The 20193-nt window shown below is 65.6% G+C and carries 17 protein-coding genes and 1 tRNA gene; 11 read left to right on the forward strand and 7 right to left on the reverse strand.

Annotated elements, in window-relative coordinates; translation table 11 throughout:
- Position 1 precedes the first annotated feature (1 nt).
- Together IPP90_16060 and IPP90_16065 are read right to left on the reverse strand one after the other, a co-directional pair.
- Positions 2-1018 (reverse strand): Hpt domain-containing protein, encoded by a 1017-nt coding sequence (locus IPP90_16060; protein MBL0172204.1) that lies wholly within the window; start codon positions 1016-1018, stop codon positions 2-4.
- A complete protein-coding gene (locus IPP90_16065; protein MBL0172205.1) occupies positions 1015-1749 on the reverse strand; it encodes a pyridoxine 5'-phosphate synthase in 735 nt (244 codons plus the stop codon). Before IPP90_16065 ends, IPP90_16060 begins: the two co-directional genes overlap by 4 nt.
- A gap of 93 nt (positions 1750-1842) precedes the next feature.
- On the opposite strand from IPP90_16065, the gene IPP90_16070 reads away from it, so the two are divergent.
- Positions 1843-2358, forward strand: coding sequence for a hypothetical protein (locus tag IPP90_16070; GenBank protein ID MBL0172206.1), 516 nt, complete (start codon positions 1843-1845; stop codon positions 2356-2358).
- Between the two features lie 43 nt (positions 2359-2401).
- Here the strand turns inward: IPP90_16070 and mce are convergent, their stop codons facing one another.
- Positions 2402-2827 carry a methylmalonyl-CoA epimerase gene (mce, locus tag IPP90_16075; GenBank protein ID MBL0172207.1) on the reverse strand — a complete coding sequence of 142 codons (426 nt, stop codon included), beginning with the start codon at positions 2825-2827 and terminating at the stop codon, positions 2402-2404.
- A gap of 88 nt (positions 2828-2915) precedes the next feature.
- Here mce and trxA point away from each other — a divergent pair, with 88 nt between their 5' ends.
- The 9 genes from trxA (at position 2916) to IPP90_16120 (ending at position 15966) form a co-directional block, all read left to right on the forward strand.
- Entirely contained in the window at positions 2916-3239 is a 324-nt protein-coding gene (gene trxA, locus IPP90_16080) for a thioredoxin (GenBank protein MBL0172208.1), read from the forward strand.
- A 158-nt stretch (positions 3240-3397) separates the two neighbouring features.
- Positions 3398-4147 (forward strand): 16S rRNA (cytidine(1402)-2'-O)-methyltransferase, encoded by a 750-nt coding sequence (gene rsmI, locus IPP90_16085; GenBank protein ID MBL0172209.1) that lies wholly within the window; start codon positions 3398-3400, stop codon positions 4145-4147.
- Positions 4147-4860, forward strand: coding sequence for a DUF4159 domain-containing protein (locus tag IPP90_16090; GenBank protein ID MBL0172210.1), 714 nt, complete (start codon positions 4147-4149; stop codon positions 4858-4860). The genes rsmI and IPP90_16090 overlap by 1 nt, the downstream gene beginning before the upstream one ends.
- A complete protein-coding gene (locus IPP90_16095; GenBank protein ID MBL0172211.1) occupies positions 4857-8579 on the forward strand; it encodes a hypothetical protein in 3723 nt (1240 codons plus the stop codon). Before IPP90_16090 ends, IPP90_16095 begins: the two co-directional genes overlap by 4 nt.
- Positions 8563-10380: a hypothetical protein gene (locus tag IPP90_16100; GenBank protein ID MBL0172212.1), complete on the forward strand. Its 1818-nt coding sequence runs from the start codon at positions 8563-8565 to the stop codon at positions 10378-10380. Before IPP90_16095 ends, IPP90_16100 begins: the two co-directional genes overlap by 17 nt.
- Positions 10381-10436: 56 nt before the next feature.
- Positions 10437-11678: an asparagine synthetase B gene (locus tag IPP90_16105; GenBank protein MBL0172213.1), complete on the forward strand. Its 1242-nt coding sequence runs from the start codon at positions 10437-10439 to the stop codon at positions 11676-11678.
- Positions 11675-14215 carry a helicase gene (locus IPP90_16110; protein MBL0172214.1) on the forward strand — a complete coding sequence of 847 codons (2541 nt, stop codon included), beginning with the start codon at positions 11675-11677 and terminating at the stop codon, positions 14213-14215. The genes IPP90_16105 and IPP90_16110 overlap by 4 nt, the downstream gene beginning before the upstream one ends.
- 73 nt (positions 14216-14288) lie before the next feature.
- Positions 14289-14903, forward strand: a complete 615-nt coding sequence (locus IPP90_16115; protein ID MBL0172215.1) for a fumarylacetoacetate hydrolase family protein — start codon at positions 14289-14291, stop codon at positions 14901-14903.
- A gap of 28 nt (positions 14904-14931) precedes the next feature.
- Positions 14932-15966: a hypothetical protein gene (locus IPP90_16120; GenBank protein MBL0172216.1), complete on the forward strand. Its 1035-nt coding sequence runs from the start codon at positions 14932-14934 to the stop codon at positions 15964-15966.
- On the opposite strand, the gene IPP90_16125 is transcribed toward IPP90_16120, so the two are convergent.
- The gene (locus IPP90_16125; protein ID MBL0172217.1) at positions 15967-17430 is read right to left on the reverse strand and encodes a glutamate--tRNA ligase; all 1464 of its coding nucleotides are present in this window, start codon (positions 17428-17430) and stop codon (positions 15967-15969) included.
- Between the two features lie 95 nt (positions 17431-17525).
- Positions 17526-17614: transfer RNA gene (locus IPP90_16130), tRNA-Ser, on the reverse strand.
- Between the two features lie 189 nt (positions 17615-17803).
- On the opposite strand from IPP90_16130, the gene dps reads away from it, so the two are divergent.
- Complete coding sequence (gene dps, locus IPP90_16135; GenBank protein MBL0172218.1) at positions 17804-18325, forward strand: DNA starvation/stationary phase protection protein Dps; 522 nt, start codon at positions 17804-17806, stop codon at positions 18323-18325.
- Here the strand turns inward: dps and IPP90_16140 are convergent, their stop codons facing one another.
- The gene (locus IPP90_16140; protein MBL0172219.1) at positions 18326-20029 is read right to left on the reverse strand and encodes a M20/M25/M40 family metallo-hydrolase; all 1704 of its coding nucleotides are present in this window, start codon (positions 20027-20029) and stop codon (positions 18326-18328) included.
- Positions 20030-20058: 29 nt separating this feature from the next.
- A partial coding sequence (locus IPP90_16145; GenBank protein MBL0172220.1) for an oxidoreductase occupies positions 20059-20193 on the reverse strand: 135 nt, incomplete at its 5' end.

Genomic DNA, 20193 nt, shown 5'->3' on the forward strand with positions numbered 1-20193 from the left:
GTCACGTGGTGACCGCCAGGTCCAGTAGGTCGCTCAGCTCTTCGAACAGCGCGTGGGCCGAGGGTTCGGCCAGTGAACCGCGATTCCAGAGCACCTTGAGTTCGTCACGAACCTTGCGCGCGCGCGTGATGGCCGAGTGCCCGCGAAAGAGCAGCGACTCGATGGGTACGATCTGCGGCGCTTCAACCGGCGGTGCGCCGGCCCAGATGATGTTGGCGTCCTTGACCCTGGCCGCCAACTCGGTATCGGTGAGTTCGCGATCCATCAGCAGATGGGCGAACCCCTGAATGGCGGCGCGTTCGCTGCTGTTCGACAGCGGTGCGCGGGCCATCTTGGTGGCCAGCGACGCGATGCTGGCGGCGCCATAGCTGTCCGCCACGTCACTGAGTCCCAGCAACCCGCGTCGCAATCCGTCAGACAGTGCCAGCTGCGATGGGCCGGCGGCACTCGTGGCCAGCGCCTGGCCTTCGCGGGCGACCCCGTCGGCGGCCGCGGCAATGTCGTTGCGGAATCGCTGGGCCAGCGTAATGGGCGGTTCCGGATTGCGCTGCAGAATGGCCGGCAAACCATCTTCCGGAAAGAACCGCGAAATCGGAATCACCTGACTGGCCGGCGACGCGGGGGGCGCCGACGTGGCCAGATAGCCGGCCGCCACAGCGGCCAGTGTCACGGACTGCGTCCGACTGCGTCGCTGTTCGGCTTCACCCCACGACTGGGCGCGCTGCACCAGCGCCCGCAATTCCACGAGGGCGCCGTGCACGGCGAAGTGCAGACGCTGATCCCAACGCAACTCACCGTCACGAAGGCCGGTCGCGATCCGCTCGATGGTCGATGCCAGGTCGGGCAGGCCTTCGAGACGTGTCATCGTGGCACTGCCACGGAGGGCGCGCGCATGCGTCAGAAACGTCGCCGCGTCCGGCGTCGCCGATTCGGCGCTGGACAGCAACTGGTCGAGGCGATCGAGATACTCGGTCGCTTCCTTCTGAAAGAACTCGATCAGGGCCTGTGGTGCGCTCATCGCCTCTCCGTCCTCGCACGGTCCATTTCGCGCCGGATCTCCCGGACCGCGTCTCCGATTCCCACGAACAGCGCCCGCCCCACAATCGCATGCCCGATGTTCAGCTCTTCGATCTCGGGGATGGCCGCCACCAAGGCCACATTCTGCGTCGACAGTCCGTGCCCGGCGTGTACCTTGAGCCCCAGTGACGCACCCAGCGCCGCGCTGTCGGCCAGCGCCGCAAGGGTTCGCGGACTGGTCGGAGCGTGCGCATAGGGGCCGGTGTGCAGTTCGATCGCATCCGCCCCCAGATCGGCCGATCGACGCACGGCCTCGGGGTCGGCGTCAATGAACAGACTGCTCTTGACCCCGGCACGTTTCAGCCGTTCCAGCGCGTCGCGGAGTCCGGCCGCACCATGCGTCACGTCGAGTCCGCCCTCGGTGGTCACTTCCGCGCGCCGCTCGGGTACCAGGGTCACCGCAAACGGGCGGAGGCGTTCGGCCAGCGCCAGCATCTCCCCGGTGGCCGCGCACTCCAGATTGAGAACCGTTGTGATAGTTGCGGCCAGCCGCAGAACGTCGTCGTCTTGGATGTGGCGACGATCCTCGCGAAGATGTGCGGTGATGCCGTCAGCGCCGGCCTGCTCGCAGAGCAGGGCAGCCGCCACCGGATCCGGTTCGAGACTGTGTCGGGCCTGACGCACGGTGGCGACGTGATCGATGTTCACGTACAGCCGCTGGTAGGGACGCATGGGCGAATGATCAGACAAGTGCGGTCGACGGGAGCAGTCGGAGTGGGCGAACGCTACACTTCTCAAGAGTCGATGGTTGGTACGATAACGTGCATGGAGGCACTCGTGGTACGGTTCTCAATCCGAAAGGGCATTCTGGTCGCCACCCTGCTGTCGGCGGTGGCCTGCACCAAGAAGGTCGTGGACACCACGATCTCGCCCGCGCCCGGCGCGGCTACCTCCGCACAGCTGGCCATCCCCCTGGATGGTCCGGCCGGCGCAACCTCAGCCCGCGGCGCCGTGGAGGCCTTCCTGACGGCGGTCCGGGCGCAGGACCTGCGCGGGATGTCGGCGGTCTGGGGGAACGACAAGGAACCCACCGCGGCCCACGTCAAGCGCGATGAGCTCGAGAAGCGGCTGATCGTGATGCAATGCATGCTCTCGCACGACAAATGGCAATTCGCCGAAGACAATGCCCGCTTGGTCACCGGGGGGCGCCAGGAGTACATCGTCAATCTCCAGCAGAAGCAGCTGAAGGGCCGCACGTCCTTTACCACCGTGGTGGGACAGGGTGGTCGCTGGTTCATCGAAGACATCAAACTCGACGGCGTCAAGGAATTCTGCCGCTAACAGCCGCCGCACCCCGGGGGGAACTCGGGGCTGGACAGACGGACTAGTATTCGGACAGCTCGACGAGCACGCCACCGGTCGCACTGGGATGCAGGAAGGCGATACGTTTGCCTTCGGCGCCCAACCGTGGCGTGTCGTCGATAAGCCGCAGTCCGGCCGCTCGGCAACGCGCAAGCGTCAAGTCGAGGTCGTCCACGGCGAAGCACACGTGATGGATGCCGGGGCCGCGCTTGGCCACGAACTTCCCGATGGGCGAGTCTTCCGACTTGGCTTCGAGCAGTTCGACCAGCGATTCGCCGGCCGCCACCCCTGCGATCGCGGCGCCATCGGCGTCGTCCAACGGGACCTCGGGCATTCCGAGGATATCACGGTAGAACGGCAGTAATTCGTCGAGGGCATGCGTCGCGATCCCGATGTGGGCGATGCGCGTGCCGCGGCGGAGTCCGCTGTTGCGGATGGGATCGGTCATGTCGTGGGGGCGTGAGACGAACCCGAAAACTAATCCTGACGACTGGCGCGAACGAGTCTGCGTGACCTTGGCGCCGATGGAGCACACGATGGCAAACGCGATGGAAGTGGGTGATGACAACTTTGCGACCGAGATCGAAGGATCCACGGGGCTCGCAGTCGTCGATTTTTGGGCGACATGGTGCGCGCCCTGCCGCATGATCGGACCGATCGTGGAACAGCTGGCGGTGGATTACGCCGGCAAGGCGAAGGTGGCCAAGCTCGACGTGGACAACAACCAGAAGACGGCCGCACGGTTCAATGTGCGATCGATCCCCACCATCCTGTTCTTCAAGGACGGCAAGCTGGTGGACCAGGTGGTCGGGGCGGTTCCGCGCCCGGCGCTGGAAGCGAAGTTCAAGGAGCACGTCTGAGCCACGAGAGCGACGCGCCCGGTTCGCCGTCCGACCTCGCGGTCGAACTGGCGGACCGGGCGGCGACGCTCCTCCCTGACGCGGCCGCCCCCGGGGCGCTGCACGTCGTCAGCACGCCCATTGGTCATCTGGGCGACATCACCGTTCGCGCCCTCGCCGTGCTGAAGGGGGTGGCGGCGATCTGCTGTGAGGACACCCGGCACGCCCACATCCTGCTGCAGCGCTATGGGATTCGCACACCGACGCTGGCCCTGCACGAACACAACGAGGCGCAGGCCACGCCCCGGCTGCTCGATCGCTTGCGAAGCGGCGAGGCGCTGGCCCTCATTTCGGACGCCGGGACGCCTCTGGTCTCGGATCCCGGCGCGCGCCTGGTCGCCGCCGCAGTGGACGCGGGAATCCGCGTCATTCCGGTTCCCGGGGCCTCAGCCACTCTGGCGGCACTGGTGGCCTCTGGCATCGTCCCGCACCCGTGCACCATTCTGGGATTTCTGGCGCGAAAGGGCAGTGAACGCCGAGCCCAAATCGAAATGGCCATCGGCCTGCCACACGCGGTGGTCCTCTTCGAGAGCGCCAATCGTCTCGTCGAGACGCTGCACGACCTGGCCCAAGCCGCCGCTGGTCCCCGACAGGTTGCGGTCGCCCGCGAATTGACCAAGCATTACGAGGAAGTCCGACGCGGAACGCTCCTTGAGGTCGCCGCGTATTATGAAGAGACGCCGCCACGGGGAGAAATCGTGATCGTGCTGGCGGGCGCGACGCTTGTGGTTCCTTCCGAAGACGGACTCCGTGCGACCGCCGAGGCGTTACGTGCCGACGGCGTCCGGCCGCGCGAGATCGTGCAACGGCTGGTGGAAGAACACGGTGCCAGCCGCAACCTTGCCTACCGACTCGCCCACGATACCTGATGCGGTCATTGTCGCAGCGGTCCCGGTCCATCCTGATGTGCGCTGCGCTCACCGTGTCGGCGCTCGCGGCGGCGCCGTTGGTGCACCACCGCGAGGTCGCGGGCCCAGGCCGCCTCGCCATCGCCCGCCTGCAGTACGAAGGCGGCGGTGATTGGTACGCGAACCCGTCCAGCATCCCCAACCTGCTCGCGGCCATCGCGGAGCGCACCGCACTGCCGGTGGAGCGCACGGAAGGCCATGTCAAACTCACCGATTCGGCGCTCTTTGATTTTCCGTTCCTGCATGTCACGGGGCACGGCGAGATCAAGTTCAGCTATGCCGAGGCGGTCCAGCTGCCCGTGTATCTCAATCGCGGCGGCTTCCTGCATGTCGATGACAACTACGGACTCGACGAAAGCTTTCGGCGGGAGATCAAGCGCGTCTTTCCCGATCGGCCATTGGTCGAGGTGCCATCCACGCACCCCATCTATCGACTGGTGTATGAATTCCCGAAAGGGCCGCCCAAGGTGCACGAACACGACGGCAAGCCCGCACAGGGGTTCGGGATATTCATCGGCAATCGATTGGCCGTGTATTACACCTACTCGGCCGATCTCGGGAACGGGTGGGAAGATGTCGGGACCTATCCCGATCCTCCCGCGTTGCACGAGCAGGCGCTGCAGATGGGCATCAATCTCTTCACCTACGCCATCACCAGTCGGGTAACGCCATGACCGCACCTGCATTGCCGCGAGGCGCCGCGTCGTCCGACGGGAGTTCACTGGCCGCCCGACTTGGCGCCGAGCAATCGTCGCTGCGTCTGCGCTCCACCGCCGCCGCGGTCCTGGCGGTCATTGCCGTCGTCGCACTGGTCGCCGCCGCCGGCGCGGTGATGCTGAGCGATGGTCGATGGCTGTCGTGGCCGCGTCTGATGCCGGTGCTGGTGTGGATGGGCGCCGGGGTGGGGGCCACGCTGCTGGCGCGTTGGCTGCGCGCGCGCGATGCATCAGTCCTCACCATCACGTCGCTGGCGGGCGCCATCGAGCGTGAACAGTCGTTGCGCGCAGGCTCACTGCGCGGCGCGCTGGAAGTGGCCGACACGGGCGTCCTCGGTGCTCACGCGGCGCGTGCCATCGCGCAACGGCTGGCTCCCACCACGCTCGCGCCACATCTCACGCAACGTCTCATGCGCGGTTTGGGCATGGCCGGTGCGGCGGCCGTGATCGGTGCGGCGTTGTTGGCCACGTCGGCACGCACCACGCGCGATGGGTTCGCCGCCGTCGTGCACCCCGTGCGCGCCTGGCGCGGGACGCTGCTCTCGCCTTTGGCGTTCGATCAGCTCCCCGGCAGCGTGCCGCGCGGGATGCCGTTGACGGTGCGAGTGCGCGCCGAAGGACGACAGGTGGTGACCGTGTCGCAACGGGCCGCCGGAGAAGCGTGGCGTGATACGACTCTCGTCATCGATGCCACCACCGGCCTGGCGCGACTGGCACTGGGCCCGGTGCGGGCGCCGGTGACCCTGCGGGTGCAGGACGGTCGTGCGCCGTCCGCCGAGGCCACGATTGGCGTCGACGAGCGCGGTTGGATTGGAGAAGTGGCACTGTTTGCGCAGTATCCGGCCTACTTGGGCCGCACCAACGAGGCGCTTGAGCCGGTCTCGCCGATTCGCGTGCCGCGTGGCACGCGGTTGCGGGTCACGGCGGTGCTGCGTGGCGGCGCGCGGGATGCGACGCTTGCGGACGGCACCACCAGTGTTGACGTGCACGTCGTGGCCACGTCCGATGCCCGTGGCACCATTGCGGACGGCACGTCCGCCGCCGCGGAGATCGTGTTGGACCATGACGGAACGTGGACGTGGGCGGCGTCGGCTACGCCGCGGGCCACTGGCGAGACACTCCCACCGGAACTGCCGGATGCCATGTCGTTTCTGGTGGTGCCCGACAAAGCGCCTGAAGTGATCATTGCCGCGCCCATGACCGACACGGCGATCGGCACAGCGGGCGTGGTACCGGTGATCGTGCGTGCCGGCGACGATCACGGTGTCGGCAACGTGACGCTGACGCTGTGGCGTGAGTCGGCCAAGGGAACGGGCGAGAATCGCGGAACGAAGGGCACCGTCGACAAACCCGCCGTGCGGGAGCGTCTCGAGCTTGGTGATCCGGCGTCACCGTTCTTTGAAGGCGGTGTCACGGTCGCGCTCGACGGACGCGGACTCGAACCCGGCGATCGCGTGCATCTGGTGGCGGTGGCCACCGACGACTCACCGTGGCGCCAACAGACGTCGAGCGCCGAAGTCATTTTGCGCGTGCCGACCCTCAGCGAGCAGCGCTCCATGGCGCGCTCGCTGGGTGATTCGCTGGCCGCGCGCGCCTTGCAGATGGCGCAGCAGGAAAAGCGCCTGCAACAGAACACGGCTGACGCGTCACGCAGTCGCGATCTCAAGAACGGCGGTCGGGGTGAAGAACAGCCGGGCGGCAGCAAGACCGACGGCAGCAAGAGTTCCATGAGTTTTCAGGCGGCCGAAAAGGCGCGGGAGTTGGCGCGCCAGCAACAGCAGATGGGCGCCAAGATCGATTCGTTGCGTCAAAGCGCGAAGGAACTCGAGAACCGACTCAAGAGCGCCAACGCGCTGGATACAGCGCTGTCCAACCGGATGCGCGACATCCAGAAGATGTTGCGTGATGCGATGACGCCCGAGATGACCAAGCAACTTGAGGCGTTGAACAAGAGCACCGAGCGCCTCAGTGGCACCGAAGCCCAGCAGAGCCTGGAGCAGTTGGCAGCGCAGCAACAGCAGCTGCGTCAGCAGATGGAGAAGAGTGCCGAGATGCTCAAGCGCGCGGCCTTGGAAGGGTCGATGTCCACACTGCGCGACGAAGCCAAGGAACTGGCCGACGCCCAGAAGGAATTGTCGGACGCGTTGAAGAAGGGCGACACGCAGGGCCGCCCCGATCGCGACTCGTACACCAAGTCGCTGGCCGATCGGTCGCGGGCGCTGCAGGAAGAAGTCGACAAGCTCGCGAAGCGTCTCGAGCAGGCCGGTGCGAAACCCGGTGCCAGCAAGACGCGCGCGGCGCAGCCGATGCTGGATCAGGCAGCGGAGGCAATGGAGCGCGCGGCCAGCGAGGCGCAGAAAGCCGGTGAAAAGGGCGATCCCAGCCCGCTCGACAAGGCGCTGCAATCGCTCAAGGACGAGAAGGACCGGGCGGCTCAGAACGCGCAACAGGGGAAAGCCGACGAGAAGACGGCCGCCGGTGCTGCGCAACAATCGGGCAACAGTGGTGAGCGCAAACCGGGCGCGCAGCCGCAAGGCGCGCAAAGTGGACAGCAATCGGGTGGTCAGCAGCAGGGACAACAGGGACAACCGCAGCCGGGCCAGCAGGGGCAGCAAGGGCAGCAGGGGCGGCAGCAGGGGCAACAGGCCGGACAGAACGCCAGCGAAAATGCCCGCCAGGCCGGCGAGTCCATGGACAAGGCCGCGAAGCAGCTGTCGTCAGCCCGCGAATCGCAGGTGGACGCGTGGAAGACCGAGCTGTCCGAACAGCTGGATCAGTCCATCAATGAAACCATGCAACTGGCGCGGCAGCAGTCCGAGCTGGAACAGCGCGCGCGTCAGAGTGGGAATGCCCAGTCGATGCAAGGCGAGCAGGGCGCGCTGCAGCAAGGCGTCCAGCAAGCCGCGGAACGTCTCGAGAAGGCCGGTCGCAGTTCCTCGTTGCTGTCGCAGCGATCGCAGAAGGCGATGGCGGATGCGCAGCGTCGGGTGTCGCAAGCGACTCAGCAGATGGGACAAGCTGGACAGCCCGGCGGCAACGAGCAGGCGCAGAACGCGATGAAGGATGCCAGTGAGGCGCTCAACCAGGCGCTCAGCTCACTCGTGCGTGACCGGGAAAAGGTGAACAACGCGCAGTCAGCCTCCGGGTTCTCCGAAATGATGGAGCAGCTCAAGCAGCTCGCACAGCAGCAAGGGGCACTCAACGGACAGATGCAGGGACTCAACCTGCTGCCGGGCGGTGCCCAGGGCGATGCGGCCAAGCAGCAGGCGCGCGTGCTGGCGCGTCAGCAGCGCGACGTCGCCAAATCGCTCACCGACGTGTCCGACGCCGACCAGACGGGCCGCACCGACGCGCTGGCCAAGGAAGCGCAGACGTTGGCGCAGCAGATGGAGCGTGCCGGACTCGATCCCACCGTCGCGGCGCGACAGCAGCAGCTGTATCGACGGTTGCTCGATGCCGGTCGATTCCTGGAGCAGGATGAACGCGATGATCAGGGGCCACGCGAGGCCAAGTCGGGCGTGGCCAATGGTGCGCGCGGTGCGGTGGATGGCGCGCAGTCCGGCAAGGCGGCCAACCGATTTACACCTCCGACGTGGAACGAACTCCGTGGCCTCGGCCCTGAAGAGCGCCGGCTGGTGATCGAGTACTTCCGCCGACTCAATGGTTCGACTCCGTAACCGGGGGCCAGCGTGCATCGCTGCCGCCGCGATGCTGTGGTGTGCCGCGGCGGGTCCGCTGCACGCACAGGTTCGAACACCGCCGGCGACAGTAACGGCCACCGCTGCCGATACCGCCGACCCGCTCTCCCGCGCCATGGATGCCGAAGACAAGGGCGACTCGAAGCGCGCGGCCGTCGCGTATCGCGAGGCGCTGCAACGCGCGTTGAGTGTGGCGAATGCGGACGGCGATCGTATTGCGATCGCCCTGTTGGGATTGGAGCGCACGTGGGCGGAAACGGGCATGCGCGATTCCGTCCTGCCCATCGTGCAGCGCGTGTTGCAGGTGCGACCGACTGACCCGGTTGCGCGGAGCATGCAACTGCGCACGCTGGTGGGACTCGGCAAGGACGACGAGGCGAAACTGGCGTTTGGTGCGTGGCGCCGCGCAGTGGGCAACGACGGGTCGCCCTTTCGCGAGTACGCACGCCTGTTGCTGACCGCCGGACGGGCACAGGCGGCCGATTCGATCCTCGGCGAGGCGGCTCGACTGCTTGGATCCGGTGGTGCCTTGTCGGGTGAGGTGGCGCAGCTGCACGTGGCCCTGGGTCGATGGAACAGTGCCGCCGTCGCGTTTCGCGAGGCACTGGTCGATCAACCCTATCTCGAAACCGCCGCACAATTCGCCCTGACGCGCGCACCAGTGGAAGCGCGCGACTCCATTCGCGCGGTGCTGCACGCGTTGCCGGCGGCGCTGCCGCCGCGCCGATTGCTCGCCTCGCTGGAACTCTTCTGGGGCGAACCGCGCCGGGCGTGGGTCGCGTTGTCGTCGGTGCGCGCCGACGATTCCACGGCCGCCGCGTGGCGTGAATTCGGCGAACGCGCCGAGATGGCGCAGGCATGGCAAGTGGCGCGTGATGCGTGGCTGGCGGTGTGGGAACGACGGGGCGATCTGGAAGCACAAACGCGTGCGGCGCAGGCGGCCCTCAAGGCCAGCGATGCCGCCGGCGCGCTGGAGATTGCCCGGCGAGAACCGCGCGCCATCGCGGTGCCGAACTCGACGCCGCTGTCATTGACCAAACCAGCGGCATCGGATGCGACCACCCGCGTGCGCGCACTCCTGCCGATTGAATTGGCAGCCCTTGGTGAACTGGGTCGGCCACAGGAGGCCCAGAAACGCCTCGACGAGAATGGCCGCTTCCTGGACGCGACCGCGCGCGCTGCCATCGCGCAGTCGTTGGTGGGGGCCTGGTTGCGCAGCGGCGACGTCGAGCGCGCGCGGGAAACCGTGAAGGGCAGTGATCTGGTGGATGACGATGAAACGATGGGCTGGCTGGCGATGTACGAGGGGGACCTGGTGACCGCGCGCAAGCGGTTGGTGCGTGCGGAAACGCGTCGCCCCGAGCTGGTCGACGCGCTGGGGCTGTTGGCGCGTACGCGCATTGAGCGGTCCATCGGACTGGGGCAGGCGTTCCTGCTGCTCGCAAAACGAGACACACTGGCGGCGGCACAGCGCTTCGCGGCGCTGGCGGATTCGGTGGGCGACGCCGCTCCCGCCCTCTTGTCGCTGGCCGCGCGGCTCGAGTATGCGAGACCGACCACCAGGCGTTCGCTCGTCCTGTGGGATCGCATTGTGAACGTCTATCCGAAAAGCCCCGAAGCGCCCGAGGCGCTCCTGGCGTCGGCGCGTGCCGTGCGCGACGCGGGCGACAAGGCCGGCGCGATCACCCGCTACGAATCGCTGCTCATCGATTATCCTGAAAGCGCGCTGTTGCCGCAGGGGCGACGCGAGTTGGGTCAACTGAAGGGAGGCGGACTGTGATCGGCGCGGCGGCAGAGACGTACAGATTCTCACGGTGGCATCGCGCACTCGTCGTGATGACGTTGGCACTGGCGCAGATTCCAACCGTGGCACGGGCGCAGAATCTGCTCATCCCCATGGATGACGCCCAGCGCAATCATCTCAAGGCATACGGGGTGACGTTTCTCGCGCTGAAGACGGGACAGAAAGCGGAGTGGCTGCTCAACTATCGTGGCGGTGCATTCCTGCTGCCCGACGCACCCGACCTGCGTCGTCGCGCCGCGCTGGACGGTGTCAGCGTGGAGTTGCTCACCGACGGCGCCGTGGCGAGCGCGCGCGCCGAGATTGCCGGTGGCAACATGGACGCCGTCGTGCTTGAGCGCGCACCCAAGATTGCGATCTACCGGCCGGCCAATCAGCCGCCGTGGGATGACGCGGTCACGCTGGCCCTGCAGTATGCGGGCATCGACTTCACGTCGGTCTGGGATGACGACGTGGTGAAGGGCGACCTGTCCAAGTACGACTGGGTGCATCTGCATCACGAAGACTTCACGGGCCAGTTCAACAAGCTGTATCTCGCCTATCGCGATGCGCCGTGGTTCGTGGCGCAGCGTGAGCGGGATTTGCTGACCGCGCGGAAGTTCGGCTATGACAATGTCCCGGCGCTCAAGAAGGCCGTCGCGGATGGCATCCGGGGATTTGTCGATCGTGGTGGATTCCTGTTTGCGATGTGCGGTGCCACCGAGTCACTGGACCTGGCCATCGCGGCGTTCACGGTGGATATCGCCGGTCCGTTTTCCGATGGGACACCGCCCGCCCCCGATGCCGATGCCAAGATGGTGTGGACGCGCGCGCTCGCCTTCACCGGCGCGCACGTCGAGCCGTCGCCGTACATCAATGCGCTCAGCGACATTGACGGCCATCAGGTCAATGTCCCGGCACGTCGACAGCCGCTGGGCGCGTTCTCATTGTTCGGCTTCTCCGCGAAGTTGGATCCGGTGGCCACCATGTTGGTGCAGGACCATCGATCCGTCGTGCCCGACTTCTATGGCGTCACCACCAGTTTCAACAAGGCGGTGCTCAAGCCGGGGGTGACCGTGCTGGCATCCGAAGATGGTGCGCCGTGGGTCAAGTACATTCACGGTGATTACGGCAAGGGATCGTGGACCTTCCTTGGCGGACACGATCCCGAGGATGCGCAGCATGCCATTGGCAGCGCGCCCACCGACTTGTCGCTGCACCCCAACTCGCCGGGATATCGCCTGATCCTCAACAACGTGCTGTTCCCCGCCGCGAAGAAGAAGCCGCGCAAGACGTGAGTATCTCCACCGCCGCCGCGGGCGAGGCGCGGTTGTCACGCGCTGCCTCGGCGGCGGTGCGCACGGCCATACGGCTGGCGGGTGGCAACGAGGTCTGCTTCGTCTGCGCCGTGGATGATGACGGGATGATCACCACGGCCCGAGCGGTGGCGCGTGGCGACGTGCGCAGCGTACTGGCGATGCCCGGCGTGGCGGAACGCGGCGAGATGCTGCTGCACAATCATCCGTCGGGAGAGCTGTCGCCCAGCGATGCGGATCTCGATGTGGCCGCCCGCGTGCACGGGAACGGCATCGGCTTCGCCATCACCGACAACGACGCGGCTCGCGTGTATGTGGTGACGGAAGTGCCGCGCGCCGACCTGAAGGTCCCGGTGGATCTCGACGCTGTCGACGTCACGTTGGGGCCGTACGGGGCCATCGCGCAGGCCATGCAACGTGCCGATGGCCTGCGCGCCTATGAAGACCGGCCGGCACAACGCGCCATGGCCGCCGAAGTCACGCGAACCTTCAACGAGGGCGGCGTGGCCTTGTTGGAGGCCGGGACGGGGGTGGGCAAATCGCTGGGGTACCTCGTGCCGGCGCTCCGATGGGCGGCGGCCAATGGCGAGCGCACCGTCGTGTCGACGAACACCATCACGTTGCAGGAGCAGTTGGTCACCAAGGATCTGCCTTTCCTGCAGCGCGCGCTCAGTGACCAACCGGTGCGCTTCGCGCTCCTCAAGGGATGGCGCAACTATCTGTGCCTGCAACGTCTCGAACAGGCGCACGGCGCGGGGGCCGCGTTGTTCGAGGACGGGGTGGCCGGCGAGGTCGAGATCATCGCGCAGTGGGCCGAGCGCACCACCGACGGGTCCTTGGCCGACTTGCCGACGACGCCGCGCAATGAGGTGTGGGACGAAGTTGCCGCCGAACCGGATTTGTGCGGACGCCTCAAATGTTCGTTCTACGACAAGTGCTTCCTGTTCAAGGCGCGGAAGGAGGCCGCCTTGGCTGATGTCGTGGTGGTGAATCATCACTTGCTGCTGTCTGATGTCGCCGTGCGTCGCGTGTCGCAGAATTGGGAAGACGCTGCGGTGTTGCCGGCGTACAAACGTCTGGTGATTGACGAAGGCCACCATTTGGAAGACGCGGCCGCCGCGCACTTGGGCGCCTCGGTGACCCGACGCGCATTGGCGCGGCTGTTTGCACGACTGGAACGGCGCGGCAAGGGACTGCTGCCCGCGCTCGAAGCCCGCTTGCGCGGATGGAGCGACCTGCTGAGCACCGCCAGCCTCGATCTGGTGCAGGAGAAGCTGGTGCCGAGTGCCGCGACGGCACGTGACCGGGCCCAACTGTTGTTCGAGTTGCTGACGGTGATGATGGCGGAGGAGAATGTGTCGGTGTTCCGGTTCACCGATGCGTTCGAACAGCATCCGGCGTGGAAAGGCGGCGTGGAGGTCACGCTGGCCGAACTGCTCATCGAAATCGGTGCGCTGGCCGAAGGGCTGCGACTCATTCGCGAACGCCTGGAAAGCGACGAGAAGAAAAGCGAGGAGCTGTCGCCGCTGCTGGGCGAAGTGCGCGGTGTCTCACGCCGCCTGGCCAATGCGGGCGATGCACTCGCACGCGCGCTACGCACGCCGCCGCCCGGTGCGCCGGTGGTGCGGTGGCTCGAACTCACCGGAAAGCCGGGTCCCGAGCGGAATATTGCGCTGCACTGTGTGCCGCTCGATCTGGCGCCGGTCTTGCGCGACGATCTGTTCGGTCGCGTGGAGAGTGCCATCGTGACCAGTGCGACGTTGGCCACCGAGGACGGATTCGAGTTCGTCGAGCGACGGCTGGGCATCGATGCGCTGGACATGCCGCGGACGTCGTTGGTGTTTCCGTCGCCATTCGACTATCCCACGCAGGCATTGCTGGTGCTTCCCGATGACCTGCCGGCACCCAATCAGGATGCGCGCGCGCATCTGGCGGCAGTTGGTGAGCAACTGCGCGATCTGGTGGTGGCCAGCGACGGGGGATTGTTCGCGCTCTTCACCAGTCATCGCGATGTGCGCGAGATGGCCGCGCAGATGCGTGACGCGGGATACGACGCGCGCTGGCCGTTGCTGGTGCACGGCGAGGAACCGCGTGACGTGCTGCTGCAGCGCTTTCGTGACAGCGGCCGTGCCGTGCTCCTGGGTACCGCGACGTTCTGGGAAGGTGTGGATGTGCCGGGCAACGCCCTGCGCGGGCTGCTGATTGCCAAGCTGCCGTTTCGCGTGCCCAGCGAACCGATGGTGGCCGCGCAGTGCGAGGCCATCGAGGCCCGCGGCGGCAATTCGTTCGGCGAATTCATGCTGCCACACGCCTCGTTGCGACTGAAACAGGGATTCGGCCGGTTGATTCGCACTGCCACGGATCGCGGCGTGGTAGTGATCAGCGACCCTCGGGTGTTGACGAAGAGATACGGGCGGGAATTGCTGGATGGTCTCCCCCCGGCCCGTCGGATTTCCGGCCCCTGGTCGCAATGCCGGGTGGAGGTGCGCAAGTTCTACAACACAGTACTTAGTACCTAGTACCTAGTACTTAGTACCTGGTACCTGGTACTTGGTACTTGGTACTTAGTACTCACTCCTCACTCCCTCTCCCATGCAACTGGTTTTCGTAGGTCGCAATTACGCCGATCATGCCAAGGAAATGGGCAACGCGGTCCCCAAGGAGCCGTTGCTGTTCCTCAAGCCGCCATCGTCGATCATCAAGTCCGGCGAAGCCATTGTGCTGCACCCTGTATCCTCGCACATCGAATTTGAAGGGGAGATTGGTCTGGTGCTGGGCGGGCGCTTGCACCGAGCCAACGAAGTCGAGGCGCGCGCGGTACTCTCCCATATCGTGGCCATCAACGACGTATCCGCGCGGGACTTGCAGAAAAGCGATGGGCAGTGGGCACGCGCCAAGGGCCTCGACACGTTCTGTCCTTTGGGCGACCCGGCACCGGCACCAGCCGACCTGTCAGCTATCACACTGGTCACCACCGTGAACGGGGTCGAGTGCCAGCGGGCACAGGCCAGCGACATGGTGTTCTCCATCCCCACGTTACTGGCGTACATTTCGCAGTACATCACGCTGCAGGCCGGTGACATCGTAGCCACTGGCACACCAGCCGGTACCAGAAAGTTGTCGCCGGGCGATATCGTGACGGTCGAGCTCTCGGATGGGTCGGGGTTGCTCAGTCGCGTGTCGAATCCTGTTGTTGCAGGCACCTGAGCCTTTCGCAGGGGTAGAAGCCGCCGTCATGACCCGCCCGACGTCCAGCTCCGAGTCGCCGCCAGGCGCTACACGCGATGCCCCCACAGGGAGATCGCGCCGGAAGGGTGTCCGTGAGCGGGCCCGAATCGGTGGAGCAGAACGTCCCAAGCGTTCGCCCAGAGCACTGGCCATCTCCGTGCTGGCGCACGTGGTGGTGGCCGTTGTAGTGGCCCAACTGCTCACCTTCGGTCATGGATTGTCCTCCTTTCTTAATTTCGGAAAGGACGCCGACAAGCAGGAACGGGTGACATATGTCGCCACCAAACCACGGCCCACCAAGGCTCAGCCCGCCACCCCGGCCACCAAGCCGGCCGCGCAGCCACAAACCGAGTTGACGGTTCCGGGGGCGACGACGGGCGGGAACGCCGAGCTCCCCAGTGCTCCGCCCGTGGTGGCGCGTGCCGATACCGGGAGCGGTGGCGCCATTGGCGGCACCGGGAATGGCGTCGGTGCGGTCGATCCCAACCTCAAGGGCGTCGCACCCTCGTACGGCGACAAGCGGGTCTGGCAGGGTCCTGTTGGCAACGGCGTGGCGCCGGGGCGCGACGGTGTTGAGCGACTGGACAGCATCATCGGCTATGCCATCACCTCGGCGCGCGACTCGCTCGATTCGCTCGCGCGCGCTCAGGGCAAGTATGGCAAGGCTCCGGGCGACTGGACCACGAAGGACAAGAACGGCAACAAGTGGGGCTGGGACAATGCCGGCATCCGTCTGGGCAAAGTGGTGATCCCCAATGCGCTGTTGTCGCTGTTGCCGCTGAACGCGCAGGTGGGAATGTCGGGCAATTACACGGCGATGGAACGCGAACGGCGGCTGTCGCTGTCCCGCGCGGACATTCTCCGTATGTCCGATCGGACACTGGGCGACGCGGACTTCAAGAAGCTCGCGACCGAATTGCGGGATAGACGGGAGCGCGAACGACGCGATCGCCTCAGGGCCCCGAGTGCCTCGGTGGCGCCGGTGGCCCCATCGCCGCAGCCGCCCAAAGACGACGACCCCAAGGGGAATTCCCCGAACTGATCAGGCCAGCGCGTCGGATTTGAGGTAGTGCACGGCCGCGTCCAGCCTCGCCAGCGATCGCTCGCGCCCGATGTAGTGCAGCACCTCGAAGATGCCGGGACTGACCGTGAGGCCGACCAGGGCCACGCGCAGTGGCTGGAAGATCTTTCCGCCGGAGATTCCCAGTTCATCGGCCAGCTTGCGCAACGCATCTTCCATAGCGCCCAACTCCCACACCGGCAGCTCGGACAATCGCTCACGCGTGGCCGATAGAATTTCCGCCGCCGCCTTGGCATCACGCCACTGCTTGGTGACTGCTTCCGGATCGTACTCCACGGCGTCCTGAAAGTACGGCGCGGCCTGTCGCACGATATCGTCGATCACGCGCGAACGCACGCGCAGCAAGTCCAGCAGGCCGAGGTACCAGTCGCGACGCGCGTCAAGCGCTTCCCGTGTGGTGTAGCCGGCGCTCACCAGTGCCGGCGCCACGATGGGAGCGAGTTCGTCGAGCGCAATCAGCGCGAGGTGCTGGCCGTTCATCCACTCCAGCTTCTTCGTGTCAAAGATGGCGGCTTTCTTCTGCAAACCCCGCGTGTCGAATTTCTCGATCAGCTGCGGGATGGTCATGACCTCGGTATCGTCGCCCGGCGACCAGCCCAGCAGGGACAAGAAGTTGAGCATCGCGCCCGGCAACAGCCCCAGATGCTGATAGTCGCCAACCGCGGTTGCCCCATGCCGCTTTGACAGCTTCTTGCCGTCGGCGCCAAGGATCATCGGCACGTGCGCGAACTGCGGCACCTCCGCGCCCAGCGCGCGATACAGCAGGATCTGCTTCGGCGTGTTCGAGATGTGGTCATCGCCGCGCATCACCAGCGTGATGCGCATGTCGATGTCATCGGAGACGACGGCCAGGTTGTACACCGGCGTTCCGTCGGACCGCAGGATGATGAAGTCCTCGATGTCCTTGTTGGGAAACGCGATGCGCTCATGCACGAGGTCATCCCATTCGGTCACCCCGTCGGGAACCCGGAAGCGAATGGCATATGGCTCGCCACGCGTCAGGCGCGCTTCCGTCTCCGCCGCACTCAGTTCAGCGGTGACGCGGTCGAACTTGAAGGCGTCCCCGCGCGCTTCCGCTTCGGCGCGGAGCCGATCGATCTCGGCTGGCGGCGTGAAGTCGCGATAGGCGGCACCGGTCTCGAGCATCCGATGCGCGTCGGCGTAGTGGCGCGCGACATTGGCGCCCTGGTACACGACCGGCTCATCCCACGTCAGCCCGAGCCACTCCAAACCTTCGAAGATGGCGCGTGTGCTTTCATCGGTGCTGCGCGCCCGGTCGGTGTCCTCGACGCGAAGTAGGAACACGCCGTTGTATTTGCGGGCGTACAGCCAATTGAACAGCGCCGTGCGCGCGCCGCCCACATGCAGAAAACCCGTGGGCGACGGTGCGAAACGCACGCGCGGGCGAACAACGTCTGACGACATATCGAAACCGGACCCAGGGGTCGGCAAGCCGAACGAAAGAAAAAACCGCTACCAACAAGAACGCGGGTCCGCTGCGGTGCAGCGAACCCGCGGAGCGGAGAGGGCGGGATTCGAACCCGCGATAGAGGTTGCCCCCTATGCCGGTTTAGCAAACCGGTGCCTTCAGCCTCTCGGCCACCCCTCCAAGCCGAAACGCACGTGCCGCGTCGGCCAAGTCAGCAATTTCACCTACGTGCTGTCCGGGGTCAACCGGTACCGCAAACACCCGTCGCAACAGAGGTTCACATGGTACGCGAATCCTCTCACTGGACCTCCAATGCCTGCCAAGCGCTCAAGAACCACCAGGACCGCTTCCGCGTCCACGCGGAAAGCCATGGCGTCCTCCACGTCGCTCGTCACCACCAACACCAGCAAGACGCCGTTTGCCACGCGTGTTGACCTGCCGGCGAACACGCGGGCGGCGCTGGGGATGATCCTGAACGAACGTCTCGCCGATTTCCTCGATCTCGAGCGTCAGGCGAAACAGGCGCACTGGAATGTGAAGGGGCCGCGATTCATGCCGTTGCATGTGTTGTTCGATGACGTCGCGGCGCTGGCTGTGGGCTGGTCGGATGACCTCGCCGAACGCGCGGTGCAGCTGGGCTGCGTGGCCGAAGGCACCGTGCAAGCGATCGCCGCGCATAGCGAACTGCCCACATGCCCGTTGAACGCGGCCGGTGCCGACGAATGGGTGCACGTGGTGGCCGAGGCGCTCGCCTTCTGCGCCAACGCGGCGCGCGCCGACATCGCCGAGGCCGAAGCGGCCGAAGATGCGGTGACGACCGACCTGCTCACGCGCATCACCGGCGAAGCCGACAAGCAGTTGTGGTTTGTGGAATCACACCTGCAGGCGTAGCTACTTCTTTGCCGCCATCACCGAGTCGCGGCGCGCCTTGAATTCCGTGCCTGGTTTCCAGGTGGGCCACTCGCTGGCGCTTGTGACGCGATAGCCCACCTGGAACAACGCGCGCGCGTCGTCGACGGCGCCGCTCAAGTCCCAGTCCGGCTTCACTTCGTCACTGGGTTTGTGATAGTCCTTGGTGGTGTACTCATCACGCTTGGTACGGCCGTACGTGGAGTCCTTGCCGATGAACCGCGTGCCGGCCTCCAGATACAACGCCGGCACACCTTGTTTCGCAAATTCAAAATGGTCGGAACGGAAATAGTATCCCTTCTCCGGTTCCGGTTCGGGAGCCAGCGTGCGTCCCGCCGGCTTGAGGACGTCGGCGAGCACGTCTTCCAGGGTGCTATTGCCGAATCCCACAACCACCACGTCGCTCGTCTTTCCCCACTGATTGAAGCCGTCCATGTTGATGTTGGCCAGGACATGATCCAACGGAACCAGCGGATGCTCGGCGAAATACTTGGCGCCAATCAGCCCTTTCTCTTCGCCGGTCAGCGCGATGAACATCACCGACCGCGCGGGACGGCTGGCGAGTTTCGTGTACGCCTTGGCCAATTCCAGCAGCGTGGCACAACCTGATGCGTTGTCCAGCGCCCCGTTGAAGATCTGGTCGCCCTTGATGGTGGTGTCACGACCAAGGTGGTCCCAGTGCGCGGTGTAGATGATGTACTCATTCTTGCGCGCCGCATCGCTGCCTTTCAGCGTGGCTACGACATTGCGTGATTTCACGGTGCGCGTGTCGTTGCGCACATGGAATTTCACCGAAGCGCCCAGTGGCACGGGCTTGAAATCCTTTCGCTTCGCTGCGGCTTTCAGTTGCGCGAAATCCTTGCCCGTGGCCTTGAGCAGTTCTTCGGCACGCGGCTGCGTGATCCACGATTCCACCATCACGCGGGTGTTGGTGGCTTCCGGTTGCGCGATGTCGAAGTTCTCGCGCCCCCAACTGCCACTCACCACCTCGTAGGGGTAGCCAGCCGGACCGGTCTCGTGAATGAGGATGGCACCAGCGGCCCCCTTTGCCGTCGCGATCTCGTACTTGTACGTCCAACGCCCGTAGTACGTCATGGCGTTGCCCTTGAACATCGCGGCGTCCAGTTTGGTCGAGTCGGCAGGGTCGGGAACGGCCGGATCGTTCACCAGCATCACGAGCACCTTGCCTTTCACGTCCAGCCCCTTGTAGTCGTCCCAACCATACTCCGGTGCCTCGACGCCATAACCCACGAATACCATCTCGGCGTTGACATCGATAATGGGTTTGTCGTGTCGTGACACGGCGACGAAATCGGTGGGGAACGACAGCGGGATGACGCGGCTGCCAACGGTGAACGACGCATCCGGATGCGCGGTGAACCCGAGCAGCGTGACGTCTTGCACGAACGAGCCGTCGGGATTGCCGGACGTGAGTCCCAGTTGCTTGAACTGGTTCATCAAATAGGCAACCGCCTTGTCTTCGCCCGGCGTGGCCGGTCCTCGGCCTTCCAGGGAGTCATCACCGAGGGCCTTCGTGTGGGCCATCAGCCCATCGGCGGTGATGGAGGCCAGTGCCGGCGCCATCGCGGCATCGTCGGCACCGTTGGCGGCGGCAATAGGGGCCTTGTCGCCGGCACACGCGCCAAGCGCGATGGCACAGGACACCAGCAGGAATTTCGTGCGCATGGGAAGTGCGTTGAGGGAGTGCATCAGGACTACCAATCCAATCGCGTGATCCGTCCACCACCGCCGGCAATCCAGGCGGTCCGGCCGTACGAAGCGACACCCGCGTACAGCTGATCACTGAGCGTTCGCCAGGTCTTTCCGGCATCCGGCGTCACAAACGCGCC

It is taken from the genome of Gemmatimonadaceae bacterium (assembly GCA_016720905.1).
Taxonomy (GTDB): Bacteria; Gemmatimonadota; Gemmatimonadetes; order Gemmatimonadales; family Gemmatimonadaceae; genus Gemmatimonas.